The organism is Gottfriedia sp. NPDC057991, assembly GCF_042886615.1.
Taxonomy (GTDB): domain Bacteria; phylum Bacillota; class Bacilli; order Bacillales; family Bacillaceae_G; genus Gottfriedia.
Genome location: NZ_JBHVQN010000001.1, coordinates 860,726 through 875,066, shown reverse-complemented (window position 1 = coordinate 875,066; position 14,341 = coordinate 860,726). Strand labels below are relative to the sequence as shown.

The following is a 14,341-nucleotide window of genomic DNA, read 5'->3' as shown; positions in this document are numbered from 1 at the left end:
TGACAACTAAAGTATACTTATTGTCCTAATTCTTTTCAAGAAATATATTTTCCAATTTGTGTCTATTGATACTATATTTCCCCAGAATCATAATAAATTGACATAAATAATTCATAAATACATTCTTTTTTATCAAGTTGCTAATAATGATGATATGTAAAATCACACTCTTCCATACATAATGCAAAAAGAAAAAGCCCAAGCTTTTTTAGCTGGGCCTTTTAAAGTATTATGCTGTTTGATTTTGTGAATTTGCAACTTGATGTTTTTGTGCTTTTCTTCTAGCAACAATTGTACCAGCTCCAATTACGATTGCAGTCATGACAATTTTGAACGCTAAAGCAATATATTGATTTTCAAAAGCATCGTGAATCATCTTTTCATGAGTAATCATACCAGCTGCCGTCCAAGCTAAAATACCTGAACCAATTGTTGTAATAATTGGGAATTTGTTCATAACTTTCATTAATAATGAGCTTCCACCAACAATAATTGGGATTGAAATTAAAATACCAATTACGATTGCAATTAAGTTACCGTGTGATACACCAGCTAGAGCTAAAACATTATCAAGGCTCATTAACGCATCAGCAATGATGATCGTTCTAACTGCTCCCCATAATGTTGCACCACTTTTAACTTCGCCGTGTCCAGAGTCATCGACTAATAATTTAAAGGCAATCCATAATAACATTAAACCACCGATTGCATAAATAAAAGGAATTTTTAATAAATACACGATTACTGCTGCAAATACGACACGAAGTACAATTGCACCCATTGTACCGAAAAATACTGCTTTTTTCTTTTGTTCTGCTGGTAAATTTTTCGCTGCTAATGCGATTAAAATAGCATTGTCACCACTTAATAACAGGTCGATAAAAATTACATTCAATAGTACGCCAATACTTAATCCACCTAATAAATCCATGACTCTTCCCCCTTTTAGATCTAAGATTAATTAAACAACCTGTACCCGTGACTACAAAATAAAAAGACCTTTGCCTATAGTTGTAGTACTACGGCAAAGGTCTTGCTGAGCATACAAAAGTATGCCAACAAAGCCGATGAGAATTTCTCCTCATGTAATGACGACTTTGTTTCAGGATCTCTCCTGACGCTACTCCCCTTTGGAGTATTCGATTGTTTATTAATAATATAATAGTATTCTAGCTAGTCCATTATGTCAATAGATTTTTAAGAGGTTTTTAATTATTAGCTTTATCTTTTTATAGGTAAATTATTATTTTTTATACTTTCATTATCAATGTTATTAATTTACTGCACAATTATTGCTTCGTCAAAATTTTAGGTCCATTACTTGTGATTGCTAATGTATGTTCATATTGCGCAGAGTTTTTTCGATCTCTTGTTCTTGCGGTCCAGCCATTTGAATCCATTGCTGAATGCCATGACCCTAAATTAATCATCGGTTCGATCGTAATAACCATACCTTCACGCAGTCTTAATCCTTTTCCTGCCAAACCGAAATGAGGAACATATGGTTCTTCATGAAGTGTTGGTCCAATTCCATGACCTGTGAAATCGCGTACTACAGAATAACCTAATGATTCAGCATAAGATTGAATCGCAAAACCAATATCACCTATACGATTTCCTACTACAGCCTGTTCTATGCCTTTATAAAGGCATTCTTCAGTTACTTTTAATAAGTCTTTATTTTCTTTTGAAATATTTCCTACACCGTATGTCCAAGCTGAATCAGCAAGTGCGCCATTTAAATTTACAACCATATCAATCGTTACAATATCTCCATCTTTTAATGGTTTTTTACGAGGAAATCCGTGGCAAATCTCATCATTAATTGATGCGCATGTTGCATATTCATATCCTCGGTAACCTTTTTGCTCCGGTTTCGCACCATTTTCTGCTAAAAATTTTTCAACAAATTGATCGATTTCCCAAGTTGTAATCCCTGGCTTAATCATTTTTGCAATTTCCTTATGTGTAGCAGCTAATAATGTACCTGCCTCATTCATTAAGTTAATCTCACGTTCAGTCTTAATCGTAATCATTTTTTTCATCCTCTCAAGTCAACTTAGTTCATATATGATTAATTTAATATATTATGCTTTTCACATTATAACAATAATTTCCCAAGAAAAAAGAGCTTAATTTAAGCTCTTTAGTGTGTAGACAAAGTTCTAAAAATCTGAAATTCAGACTCATTGCAAGCGTTTGGCAGGCAGTTTGAAATTAAGCTCTTGGATGAAACTCTTTATAAACATCCTTAAGTCTATTTTTCGTAACATGCGTATAAATTTGAGTTGTAGATATATCTGCATGTCCTAGCATTTCTTGAACTGATCTTAAATCAGCGCCATTTTCTAATAAGTGCGTTGCAAATGAATGACGTAAAGTATGCGGTGTTAATTCATGTTGAATATTTGCTTTTTCAGCTTGTTTTTTTAAGTTTTTCCAAAATCCTTGTCTAGACATTCTATTTCCATGATGATTTAAGAAAAATGCATCATTATTTTTTTTACCCTTTAATTCGTTTCTTGCTAATTTTAAATAATTTTCAATTGATTCAATCGCAAGTTTACCTAAAGGAATAATTCTTTCTTTGCTACCTTTACCTAAACATCGTACAAATCCCATTGTTAAATTAATGTCAGATAGATTTAATGATAATAACTCTGTCACCCGCATGCCAGTAGCATATAGCAATTCTAACATTGCCTTATCTCTTAAACCAAATGTAGAATGATCAGGTACTTCTAATAAAGCCTCTACTTCCTGTAGTGATAAAACCTTAGGAAGTACTTTTGGGGCTTTTGGAATTTCTATTAATAGTGAAGGATCGTCTTTCATCCCATCAACCTCACGAATTAAAAATTGATGAAATGAGCGAATTGTTGCTAATTGACGAGCCATTGTTCGTGCCGTTAAATCTCTTTCTTTTAAATATTTTAAATAACTAATAATATGTAACCTAGTTATATTTGCGAGACCATTTATATTTTCAACAACGTCCAAATATTTTCCGTAGCTTTCTAAATCCTTACCATATGATAGAATTGTATTTTTAGATAAACCTTTTTCAACTTGGATAAAATGGATAAAATCCTCAGTTGCAAAATCAAATTCTTTTTTAAAAGGTGTTTTATCAGTCGTTGTCACATTTCATTACTCCCCGTTTTGATAAAACCGTACCAATTGGTTAAAAGCACCATCCTTTTGATGAGTGTCCACCTTTAACATTGAGCCTTCTGGTCGGTCATATCGATGCATATTTTCATATTCAGAATGAATCCATTGAATAGCAAAATAAAATAAAATTGTACATGTAATGAATAAAATTGTAACTTTTATTACATTAAAAACAATACTTGCTCTTTTTTTCATATGACCACCACCTTTTGCTAGAAGTAAAGACATCATTACTACATACTATGCAAAAATAGGACAAATCATACTTCAAAAAATCAACATTAATCATTACCAGTGTTATTTTTAGGACATGAAAAAGAGCAGACTCTTTTTATTGAACTGCTCCGTCTTTTAAGAATCAAAAATAAAATGATTTTAATTAAATTAAAATCATTTTACTACTCTTCGTTTTGATCATGGCAACGATGACATACACCATGAAATGATAATCGATGATCTTTAATTTTAAAATTCCAACGTTCTTCAACTGTTTTTTCAACTTCACTTAATAGATTTTCATGAATTTCATCTACTGCTCCGCAAACCGTGCAAATTAAATGATGGTGAAAATGTTGTGCACCTTCATGTCTTAAGTCGTATCTTGAAACCCCATCACCAAAATTTATTTTATCAACAATTGTTAACTCAGTTAGTAATTCTAACGTACGATAAACAGTAGCAAGTCCAATTTCTGGCGATTTTTCTTTCACTAGGAGGTAAACATCTTCTGCACTTAGGTGATCTTCTTCGTTTTCTAATAAAACACGAACAGTGGATTCCCGTTGTGGTGTTAATTTGTATCCTGCTAAATGTAGTTGTTTCTTTATTCGTTCAACTCGTTCTTCCATTCTTTTCACTCCCTCGCCACTTGATAATAATTATAACAAAGAAAGAGAAAGTGTCAAAAATTATTTGTTAATTTTTTGAAACAATTATTTCTGAGATGGCTTTTAAAAAATAAGTTGAACCATATGCCTCAATAATACTTGCCATACTTAAGCAAATAGCAACAATTCCAAAAACAATAGAATACGAGACTAACTGTTTCATAATTGGTTCATTATCATTTTTAATAAATTGCTTTCGAATCATTCGAATGGACAGCTGAACTGCTAAAACTGTTAATAGGATATATAATGGTAGAACGATAACATTTTGTGGAAAGACAGAAGAAAATGCTAATAAAATACCATGCCAACCTAATTGATTGACTAAAAATCCAACTGTAAATCCAACTACCAATCCTTTCATAAATAATAAAATAAGGATGATTGGTAATCCGATGATTGAGATCCCTAAAACCCAAATCAATGCTAAAAACTTTAAATGAGAAGAATAGCTGGAAAGGAACACTTCATTTCCGCTTATATAATCCCCATTATTAACTTGTCCAAAAAAATGTGTAATGAAGGATAGAATATCCTGCTTTTGACTCACATTCATACTATTTACGATGACTGCTCCAAATACTACACCAAAAAGTAAAATCACACTAACAAAAATATAGAGTGACAAATAATCTTTAACATGTTTTTTCATCGTTGATTTGACTGAGCTTCTTGTCATGATATCATCTCCTGCACTATATTCTCTCTTCATTTTATGAATGGACAAGTAATTTATTCTATTAATTTATAAAAGTTGGAAAATTAGTCATAAAGTATTCATGAACATTTGAATGCCAATTTGAATTATTTCAACAAAAATTTTGAAATAATATTAAAAGCTGTTAAAGTCAGGCACGACTTCAACAGCTTTTTTTAATTTAATAATTCAATTTGTTTTTTTATGATTTGACCGATCGATTTAGCGTTTTCTTCATTATTTCCATAAATAGTAGAATGTGTGTAGCCTTCTAATGTTTGACGGTTACCTTGATTCGTTGTTTCACAATATTCATTATGATATTTTTCAACTTTATGTAGTAATTCCTTTTTTTTCTTCAGGTTAAGCTGTAAGCCACTTTGATTAGAAGCTGTTAATACTAGTAAAGGAATATTCATTTTTATTTTCAATGCGTCCTTTATACGTAAGTTACTATAATGTAGGTTTTTCCACTCACTGACAACTGTCTTCCAATGCTTATAGCTCTTAATTGCGCTAATCATCTCGAACTGATTATCGGGGGCAGTTTTCATTATTTTATTAATTAGTTTATTTGGAATTGCCTTAGTAAGATGAAATTGGTTCGCTTTCTTCATCATTAACGCAAATTGATATAGTAACTTATCATATAATTTCTGCTCATGTTCCTCTAGAGTCGGATGTGTGGGATCGAGTAAAATCATTGATTGGAAAGCATTTGGAAAAAGCCGAGACAATTGGAATACAATATATGCTCCTAGAGAATGTCCGACAGCAATTAATGGACTTTTAATATTTAATGCTAATAAAATATCATAACATTCAAAAGCTTGTTGCTCAGTTGATCGTTCTGTCGTCCATATTCCACTTTTTCCATAACCTAAGCGATCGTACGTTATAACTTTGGCATATTTACTCAACTCTTCTTGTAAATACTTCCATTGATGAAGAGTATGCATCATTCCACATTCTAAAAGAACTGTGACTTTGCCATCCCCTTTTACTCGAACGTGATATGTGCCAAGCTCACCATTAACTAACAATATTCTCACCTTCATTGTATTTGATTAGTTTTCTTATTGTATTCATTTTTCCTGTTTTCTATTTTATCTTTAATTCTTTAATTTTTGCTTAATAAAAATGCTGTTTTTCGATATAGACAGTAGTAAGTCATAAAAAAAAGACGTTAAAAAATTAACGTCTTTAGTCTTAAGATTTTTAAATCGTTTCATTTTTTGCTTCGTAAGCTTCTTTTACTACTGCATAAAATTGAGCCTGAGAAGTATAAAAGTATGGTGCTACATAAAACAAAGCAAGCCCAAAAGTGATGACAACTAATAGACCCCAACCGATGAATGAAAGCCCTAGTAAAAAGAATTTCCATTTATACCCATCCATCATTCTTCTACTTAAAGTAATTGCATCTAGAGCATTCATTTCTGGATAATCTTTTAAAATATACCCAACTTGTGAATAAGCGATCGATTTGATAATTCCAGGAATGATTAATAAAAGAGTCCATAATACTGTAAATAAAGTTACTAAAAATCCAACGATTATTCCTCTTATAAATTGGTGCCCACTTTTAAAATAGAAAAATATGTCCGATATGCTTTTTTCCTCATCACGAATCAACTTTAAAAAGTAAACAAGTAATCCATAACCTAGTAGAGTATTTAAGATTGCAGTAATAATTTCGATTACGGTTTGGATTCCACCAGGGACTAAATCTTGTTGATCCAAATCTAAAAATATACTCCCTGTATAATGATAGTTGACTGGCCCATTAAGTAACATATAAATAAGTCCTTGTAATACACCAAAAACTACGAGTGTTAAAATCGCTTTACCCCAATTACCAGATAGACGACTTTTAGCTGTTTTTTTAATTGACGAAATTCTCATCTACTCATCCTCTCAAAAAATGTCACTTTATTTTACCATGTTTATTACCATAATTTGAGATTAATTTTTAATTTCATTTTAATTTTTTTGTAATAATTGTAAATATTGGACTGCAAAACATGTTTTCGCATCATGGATCGAACCTTTTTTAAGCTCTTCTAGACACTCGTCTAATGTTAGCTCAAAAATTTCGACAAATTCATCTTCGTCTAAAGCAGCACTATTTTCTAATTTCTTTAAACCTTTTGCTACATATATATGTATGTATTCGTCTGCAAACCCTGGTGAAGTATAAAAAGATTGTATATGCTCCCACTCGGCTGCTTCATAACCAGTCTCTTCTTCTAGCTCTCGTTTAGCCGTTACAAGAGGCTCTTCGCCTTTTTCTAATTTTCCTGCTGGAATTTCTAAAAGACTTCTTTCTAGCGCTTTTCGATACTGCTCTACAAATACTATTTTGCCTTCGCTTGTAATCGGAATTACAGCTACTGCGCCGGGATGCTTTACGATTTCACGCGTACTTGTATTTCCATTCGGTAATTCTACTTTTTGATGATAAAGAGAGATAACTCTTCCTGTGAATATTTTTTCTTCTGCTAGTGTTTTTTCTTCAAATTTTTTCATTTTTTTCATCACCTTGTTCTAATTTATATGGTTGTCACATACATTTTATCATTTATTTCATTAAAATACTTTCTGAAATGAGGTAGTCTGATGAAAATGTGTATGACGGAAAATTCTGTTGTCCTTGTAGGCTCTAAAACAGAAATTTTAAAAACCCTCGAAGTTATTGGTATGCAATATAAAACCGTTCAAGAATGGATTCAAAACTCGAATGGCAAGCTTCTCTATGTTGTAAAATAATTCTATTTTCCCTACAATTAAATTTGGAGGGATTTAGATGAAAAAACGTAAGCTTGGTTCTACTTTATTAGAAATATCCGAAATTGGTTTAGGTTGTATGTCTCTTGGGACAGAAGAAAATGAGGCGTTTTCTACAATTCATGCTGCAATCGATGCTGGTATTAATTACTTTGATACTGCTGATTTATATGATTTCGGTAAAAATGAAGAAATCGTTGGAAAAGCTTTAAAAGGTCGTAGAGATCAAGTGGTTATTGCAACGAAGGTCGGAAACCGTTGGAATAATTCAAATGATAATAAGTGGTATTGGGATCCATCTAGAACATATATTAAAGAAGCTGTAAAAGACAGTTTGCGTAGACTAAATACAGATTATATCGATTATTATCAACTTCACGGCGGTACAATCGAGGATCAATATGAAGAAACTATTTTTACTTTTGATGAACTAGTAAATGAAGGCTTAATTCGCCATTATGGAATCTCTTCAATTCGTCCGAATGTTATTAATCGATTTGTAAATCATTCATCTATACAAGGTGTTATGATGCAATATAATGTACTAGAGCGTAGACCTGAAGAATTTTTTCCGCTTTTCGAAAAAAATAATATTTCCGTCATTGCACGTGGTTCCGTAGCAAAAGGGCTATTAACAAGTAAATGGGAAAAGAAACTATCTAACAAGGGCTATATGTCATATTCGGAACAAGAATGTAATGAAACAATCCAAAAACTTCTCCCACTTCTCGATGAAGAACAATCCTTACATAGCTTAGCTTTACAATATGTTCTTTCTCATAAAGCAGTTTCATCATTAGCTGTTGGAGCTAGAAATAAAGAACAATTACTAGAAAATATTAACGCTTACTTTGCAAAACCATTAAATTCACAACAAATCGCCCAAATAAAAGAAATTTCACTACTTACGAATTATGAGGAACATCGTTAAGCCACTCCTTCCTTCTATGGAAGGAGTGTTATTTCTTCCATTTACTTGCTTTTCTATCGATTTCATCTAAAAATTCTTCTTTTCGTCCTCTTTTATATTCTGATTTGTTTGTAGCAAGTTCTTTTTTTAATTTTATATATTCCATTGCTTGATCAGTATGTGCGATCATATATTCCCTAAATGCAATATTTCGTTCAACAGCAGCATTTCCTTTTGCGTATACTTGAATATGGAAACTACAATTATCATCACATTTTATAAAAAATCTTCTGTCTTGTTTAGATTGATCCCCCAATTGTTCGTAACCTAAGGTTTTTAGAACATCACTAAATTCATCAAACTTTTTTAAGCATGTTACCACGATCATTAAGTCAATGATTGGCATCGCAAACATATTCGGAATTGAAGTACTCCCTATATGATAAATCGCTGCTTTTTCTGGTAATAATTGATCAATTGCCTTTTTTTCAGACTGAAAATCTTCTTCCCAGGAAGTACGATAAGGTACAATATCAATATTCTTTTTCATTTAGAACACCTACACTTTTTTCATTAACTTCCTTTTATAGCATTCGTTAAAGGACACTTAATTATTGAAAAAATAAATTGGAGAAGTAAGTGCATAAAAAGATCTTATACCCTTATGACTTTTTACCTATCTCCTAATCCCTATAATTAAACTATTTCAATTTATATTACCTAATCCCTTTTACCCTTAGTCATACTTAAAAAATGTTCAAAAATCATAATTTAATACTAGATTAAATTTTGGTTAAAATACTCACAATTTCTACTTTAATTGGTTTCTTTGAATTATAATTATTTTAGTTACTAAGATATTTAGTTACGTTAACTTTTTTGTACTTCCTATATTTTAAGGAGAGAATGAAATGTCAGAAAACCCAATTATTCGAAGTGAATTTATTCCGTCTCTAATAATGGAATTTAGAAAATTTAGCACTTCAATCGTTCTTTTTAACGAAGGTCTTGCCTCAAACCTTCATTTAAATGCGACCGATTTACGATGTCGAGAGTTACTTTGCCATACTGGTCCAATAACAGCTGGAAAGTTATCTCAATTAACACATCTTACTACTGGTGCTATAACAGGCGTTATTGACCGACTTGAAAAAGTTAACCTTGTTGAACGAATTCAAGATCCTAATGACCGTAGACGAGTAATTATTCAACCCGTGTATGAACGTGAAGATGAATTAGCAAAACTTTTTAAACCATTATCTGACTCTCTTTCTAATATTTTTAACCAGTATGATGACAAAGAGTTAACACTATTATTTAAATTTTGGAATGATATTAATGAGTTGATTCCAAAAGAGACTAAAGAATTAAATAAGGGGGAAACTTAATGGTTTCAAAAGACAGCAAGGTTGGCTTTGTCGTAGCAGGTCTATTATTAGGAATGCTAATGGCGGCTATGGATAACACAATTGTTTCAGCTTCAATGCCGACAATTGTTGGAGAACTAGGTGGATTAGACCAATTTATTTGGGTAACCTCTGCATATTTGGTAGCTACTATGGCAAGTATGCCGATTTTTGGTAAGTTATCAGATATGTATGGACGTAAACGATTTTATTTATTAGGACTTATCATTTTCTTAATTGGTTCCGCATTATGTGGAACAGCAAATAGCATTGTTCAATTAAGTATTTATCGTGCGATTCAAGGAATTGGTGGAGGTTCACTAATGCCAATCGCTTTTACAATTATTTTCGATATTTTCCCTCCAGAAAAACGAGGAAAAATGACAGGTTTATTTGGTGCAGTTTTTGGTCTTTCTAGTGTATTTGGACCACTTTTAGGAGCCTATATTACTGATCAAATTGATTGGCGCTGGATTTTCTACATCAACTTACCATTAGGTATTATTTCTTTATATTTAATTTCACAATTTTATAAAGAAAATCTGCAGCTTAGAAAACTTAAAATCGACTGGTTTGGTGCGATTACACTTGTTGGTTCAGTTGTCAGTTTAATGTTTGCGCTTGAACTAGGTGGAAATGAGTACGATTGGAATTCTGCTCCAATTATTTCCTTATTTGCAATCTTTGCAGTATTGTTTATCGCATTTATTCTAATCGAAAGAAAAGTTGAAGAGCCAATTATTTCATTTAGCTTATTTAAAAAGCAACTATTTGCGGCAACCCAAGGTGTTGCATTTTTCTACGGTTCTGCTTTCATTATTACGACTGTATTAATTCCACTCTTTGTTCAATCAGTTTTTGGTGGTACAGCTACAAATTCTGGTATCATTCTAATTCCGATGATGCTTGGTTCAGTTGTAGGTAGCCAAGTAGCAGGTCAATCAGTACGTAAATTTAGTTATCGAGGCATCATGTTAGTTTCAGTTGTTTTATTCTTTATTGGAATGTATTTATTAAGTACTTTAGGTACTGATACAGCTCGCTCAACAGTAACTTTCTACATGATTATCGCTGGTCTTGGAATGGGTTGTTCATTCTCTTTACTAAGTATGGCAACTCAACACAAAATCGAACCTCAAAAACGAGGCATCGCTACATCAACAAATACTTTCTTTAGAACATTAGGTATGACCATTGGTGTAACGATTTTTGGTACAATTCAAAACCACGTATTTAAAAATAAATTAAGTGATTTACTAGGTAATATGGGTGCATTTGGCGGAAAAGTTGATTCACGTGCACTATTATCCGCTGATGCAAGAGCTAAAATTCCACCAGAAGTACTTCACAAAATCTCAGAAGCAATGGCACATTCAGTTGCAACTACTTTCAAATGGACACTAATACCGATTACTTTAGGTTTTATCGCGATTATCTTAATGGGTAAAGAAAAATTAACATTTGAAGTAAAAGAAAATAGAGCGAAAAAAGCTCAATAAAAATAAAGCCAAATCCGATTTAATATGGATTTGGCTTATTTTTTTCTCTAAAAAACTAATTATTTTTACATTTTTCAACATTTATTTACTTTTATTTATTATTTTAATCATTTGAACTTTAAATTTGTCATCTATTCTTATAGAGTAATAGATTTATTTGAGGAGATGATTAAAATTGAATAGGAAAAAGTTAATTTTAGCAGCAATGACAACACTAATGGTATATTCAGGATTTAGCCAAGTTTCAGCACAAACAACTTCTGCGAACCAGAATACGTTTAAGTCATTTGGACCAAAAGGATTTGACCTTCAAGCACACCGTGGAGGACTGGGACTTACAGTTGAGTCAACTATAGCTTCATTCTCTCATGCACTTGAACTCGGTGTAAGTACCCTTGAGCTTGACGTACAAATAACTAAGGATCATCAAGCTGTAATTACGCACGATCGTAAGATTACAGGTACAAAATGCTCTGACACGAAACCAGCATTCGTTGGTGATTCGGAGTACCCATACGTTGGGAAATACATAAAAGACTTAACGCTAGCTCAAGTAAGAACGCTCGATTGTGGTTCAAAAAGTCTACCCCAATTCCCTGGCCAGCAACTAAGTCCTGGTGCTCGTATGCCATTGTTATCTGAGGTATTTGATCTTGTAAAGAAATACAAAGCTAAAAAAGTATGGATGAATATCGAAACGAAAGTTGAAGCTGGAGCACCAGAACAAACAGCTCCTCGCGAAGAATTTGTTCAAATCGTTGCCAAACAAGTACGTGAAGCTGGCATGTTGAACCAAGTGTCTATTCAAAGTTTTGACTGGGGTTCACTCAAGCTTATGAATGAAGTTGAACCACGATTGCCCCTTGTTGCGCTAACGAACGGCCCTGAATTTCTACAACCTGGCAAACCTGGTAAATCACCTTGGTTAGGTGGAATCGATATTGATGATTTTGATGGGAATCTCGTTGCTGCGGCTCATTCATTAGGTGTAGATGCAATTTCCCCAGTCCATGGGTTCCCACAGGATGGCAAAATTACTGATGCGAATTACACGCCTTATATTACTAAAGGTATGGTTCAAGAAGCTCACCAGTACGGTATGAAAGTTATTCCATGGACAGTTGACGACCAACCAACAATGCAAAAGCTTATTGATGATGGTGTTGATGGAATCATAACAGATTACCCTGACCGACTACGTGATGTGATGAATCAGAATCATTTTAAGTTACCTAAAAGCTATTCTGCTAAGTAGTCATTAATTTAAATTTACTCTAGTATTCTCTCACTATATAAATTTTTTAAAATCAATCATATGCTTTGTTAAATCTACATGTTGATTTTTGAAAAAAAAAAGGCTGTCTATTTAGACACCCTTTTTTTAATTAGAAGTGATATTTATTCCCAACTCTCTACTTTGTTTTTCTATGAATCTTATTTAATTTTATCTTTTTTTTATTTGAAATAATTTATTTATTAGATTAAGGATTTCATGTGATTTAAGTCACAAACAATGATTATATCCCGCCATATAATAAGTTTATTCAAATTGTTAGGGGGATGAATGATGTTTTGTAACCAATGTGAACAAACTCCAGTTGGTGGTTGTAAGATTGTAGGTGTATGTGGAAAAGATGAAACAATTGCAAGTTTACAAGATACGATGGTTTATGGGTTAAAAGGAATTGCAGCTTATCGAACACATGCAGCTCAATTAGGGTATACTGATCCATTTGTTGACCAAGTAACTCATGAAGCTCTATATATGACTTTAACAAATTCTAATTTTAACTTACACGAACACATTGATATGGCTATGAAAGTAGGTAAAGCCGCAATTCGTGTAATGGAGCTATTAGATGAAGCTCATACAAAACATTTTGGAATTCCTGAACCTGTTCAAGTTTCTTCTAATAAAATCGAAGGAAAATGCATTGTTGTAACTGGACACAATTTATTTGCATTAGAAGAATTGTTAAAGCAAACAGAGGGTATAGGTATAAATATTTACACTCACTCTGAAATGCTACCGGCACACGGTTATCCAGCATTGAAAAAATATACACATTTAAAGGGTAACATTGGAAAAGCTTGGTTTGACCAACGTCGTTTATTTGAAAAGTTCCCTGGAGCGATTTTAGCAACCACAAACTGTGTGATGCCAATAAAGGGAAGTTATGCAGATCGCTTCTTCTCATATGAAGTGGCGGGATTAGAAGGAGTAACAAAGATTATAGAGGAAGATTTTTCGCCATTAATTCAACGTGCATTAGAACTACCAGAAGCAAATATAGAATCAGAAGAAGTAATGACTACTGGTTACCATCACGAAACAGTTTTGTCTATTGCGCCTGAAATTGTAGAAGCTGTAAAAAATGGTAAGATTCAACGCTTCTTTGTTGTAGCAGGTTGTGACGCCCCAGGAAAAGGTGGAGAATATTATCGTGAGCTTGTAACTTCTTTACCAAATGATACAGTAGTTTTAACAACATCTTGCGGTAAATTTCGCTTTAATGATGTAGACTACGGTACTGTAACTGGTACAAACATTCCTAGATTTATAGATTTAGGGCAATGCAATAATTCAATTTCAACAATAAAAATTGCGGCTGCATTAGCCGATGCATTTAATTGTAGTGTCAATGAATTGCCAGTCAGTATTATACTTTCTTGGTTTGAGCAAAAAGCCGTGGCCATTTTATTAGGATTATTTAGCCTTGGAATCCAAGATATTCGAATCGGACCAAAAGCACCTGACTTTATTAATGAAGGCGTATTAAATGTATTAGTTGATACATTTGGCTTAAAATTAATTACAAATGCACAAGATGATTTGAAAACAATTTTACAAGGAACAATATTACAAGGATAAAACCCTAAATGAACAAAAAACTTCTCTTAAATGAGAAGTTTTTTATTATGTTTGTTTCGGCAGAGCCGCAATACACAATTAATGGATTATCCCTTAATTTTCTTCCTCT

General features: G+C 32.6%; 16 protein-coding genes. 6 read left to right on the top strand and 10 right to left on the bottom strand.

Annotated elements, in window-relative coordinates; all coding sequences use genetic code 11:
• Positions 1-229 precede the first annotated feature (229 nt).
• The 9 genes from ACFVR2_RS04410 to ACFVR2_RS04370 all read right to left on the bottom strand — a co-directional run bounded on the left by ACFVR2_RS04410 (position 230) and on the right by ACFVR2_RS04370 (position 7,287).
• Complete coding sequence (locus tag ACFVR2_RS04410) at positions 230-931, bottom strand: TerC family protein (protein WP_387359243.1); 702 nt, start codon at positions 929-931, stop codon at positions 230-232.
• Between the two features lie 358 nt (positions 932-1,289).
• Positions 1,290-2,036 (bottom strand): type I methionyl aminopeptidase, encoded by a 747-nt coding sequence (gene map / locus ACFVR2_RS04405; RefSeq protein WP_387359241.1) that lies wholly within the window; start codon positions 2,034-2,036, stop codon positions 1,290-1,292.
• Positions 2,037-2,217: 181 nt separating this feature from the next.
• Positions 2,218-3,144: a site-specific tyrosine recombinase XerD gene (gene xerD / locus ACFVR2_RS04400; RefSeq protein ID WP_387359239.1), complete on the bottom strand. Its 927-nt coding sequence runs from the start codon at positions 3,142-3,144 to the stop codon at positions 2,218-2,220.
• 6 nt (positions 3,145-3,150) lie between these two features.
• Positions 3,151-3,369, bottom strand: coding sequence for a YqzK family protein (locus ACFVR2_RS04395; RefSeq protein WP_331221952.1), 219 nt, complete (start codon positions 3,367-3,369; stop codon positions 3,151-3,153).
• A 203-nt stretch (positions 3,370-3,572) separates the two neighbouring features.
• The gene (gene fur, locus ACFVR2_RS04390) at positions 3,573-4,022 is read right to left on the bottom strand and encodes a ferric iron uptake transcriptional regulator (RefSeq protein WP_056466931.1); all 450 of its coding nucleotides are present in this window, start codon (positions 4,020-4,022) and stop codon (positions 3,573-3,575) included.
• A 67-nt stretch (positions 4,023-4,089) separates the two neighbouring features.
• Positions 4,090-4,740 carry a stage II sporulation protein M gene (spoIIM, locus tag ACFVR2_RS04385; RefSeq protein WP_387359236.1) on the bottom strand — a complete coding sequence of 217 codons (651 nt, stop codon included), beginning with the start codon at positions 4,738-4,740 and terminating at the stop codon, positions 4,090-4,092.
• A gap of 194 nt (positions 4,741-4,934) precedes the next feature.
• The gene (locus ACFVR2_RS04380) at positions 4,935-5,801 is read right to left on the bottom strand and encodes an alpha/beta fold hydrolase (protein ID WP_387359234.1); all 867 of its coding nucleotides are present in this window, start codon (positions 5,799-5,801) and stop codon (positions 4,935-4,937) included.
• 175 nt (positions 5,802-5,976) lie between these two features.
• Entirely contained in the window at positions 5,977-6,663 is a 687-nt protein-coding gene (locus ACFVR2_RS04375; protein ID WP_387359233.1) for a DUF975 family protein, read from the bottom strand.
• A 78-nt stretch (positions 6,664-6,741) separates the two neighbouring features.
• On the bottom strand, positions 6,742-7,287 hold the full coding sequence (locus ACFVR2_RS04370; RefSeq protein WP_335473694.1) for an NUDIX domain-containing protein: 546 nt from the start codon (positions 7,285-7,287) through the stop codon (positions 6,742-6,744).
• A 90-nt stretch (positions 7,288-7,377) separates the two neighbouring features.
• Here ACFVR2_RS04370 and mciZ point away from each other — a divergent pair, with 90 nt between their 5' ends.
• On the top strand, positions 7,378-7,527 hold the full coding sequence (gene mciZ / locus ACFVR2_RS04365; protein ID WP_129688645.1) for a Z-ring formation inhibitor MciZ: 150 nt from the start codon (positions 7,378-7,380) through the stop codon (positions 7,525-7,527).
• A gap of 37 nt (positions 7,528-7,564) precedes the next feature.
• Positions 7,565-8,476, top strand: coding sequence for an aldo/keto reductase (locus tag ACFVR2_RS04360; protein WP_387359232.1), 912 nt, complete (start codon positions 7,565-7,567; stop codon positions 8,474-8,476).
• A gap of 28 nt (positions 8,477-8,504) precedes the next feature.
• Here ACFVR2_RS04360 and ACFVR2_RS04355 read toward each other — a convergent pair whose 3' ends face one another.
• Complete coding sequence (locus ACFVR2_RS04355; protein ID WP_387359231.1) at positions 8,505-9,005, bottom strand: GrpB family protein; 501 nt, start codon at positions 9,003-9,005, stop codon at positions 8,505-8,507.
• Positions 9,006-9,366: 361 nt separating this feature from the next.
• On the opposite strand from ACFVR2_RS04355, the gene ACFVR2_RS04350 reads away from it, so the two are divergent.
• The 4 genes from ACFVR2_RS04350 to hcp all read left to right on the top strand — a co-directional run bounded on the left by ACFVR2_RS04350 (position 9,367) and on the right by hcp (position 14,232).
• Positions 9,367-9,843, top strand: coding sequence for a MarR family winged helix-turn-helix transcriptional regulator (locus ACFVR2_RS04350; RefSeq protein WP_387359229.1), 477 nt, complete (start codon positions 9,367-9,369; stop codon positions 9,841-9,843).
• Positions 9,843-11,360: an MDR family MFS transporter gene (locus ACFVR2_RS04345; protein ID WP_387359227.1), complete on the top strand. Its 1,518-nt coding sequence runs from the start codon at positions 9,843-9,845 to the stop codon at positions 11,358-11,360. Before ACFVR2_RS04350 ends, ACFVR2_RS04345 begins: the two co-directional genes overlap by 1 nt.
• Positions 11,361-11,535: 175 nt before the next feature.
• Positions 11,536-12,615 (top strand): glycerophosphodiester phosphodiesterase, encoded by a 1,080-nt coding sequence (locus ACFVR2_RS04340; protein WP_387359225.1) that lies wholly within the window; start codon positions 11,536-11,538, stop codon positions 12,613-12,615.
• A gap of 312 nt (positions 12,616-12,927) precedes the next feature.
• Positions 12,928-14,232, top strand: coding sequence for a hydroxylamine reductase (hcp, locus tag ACFVR2_RS04335; protein ID WP_387359223.1), 1,305 nt, complete (start codon positions 12,928-12,930; stop codon positions 14,230-14,232).
• Positions 14,233-14,341 lie beyond the last annotated feature (109 nt).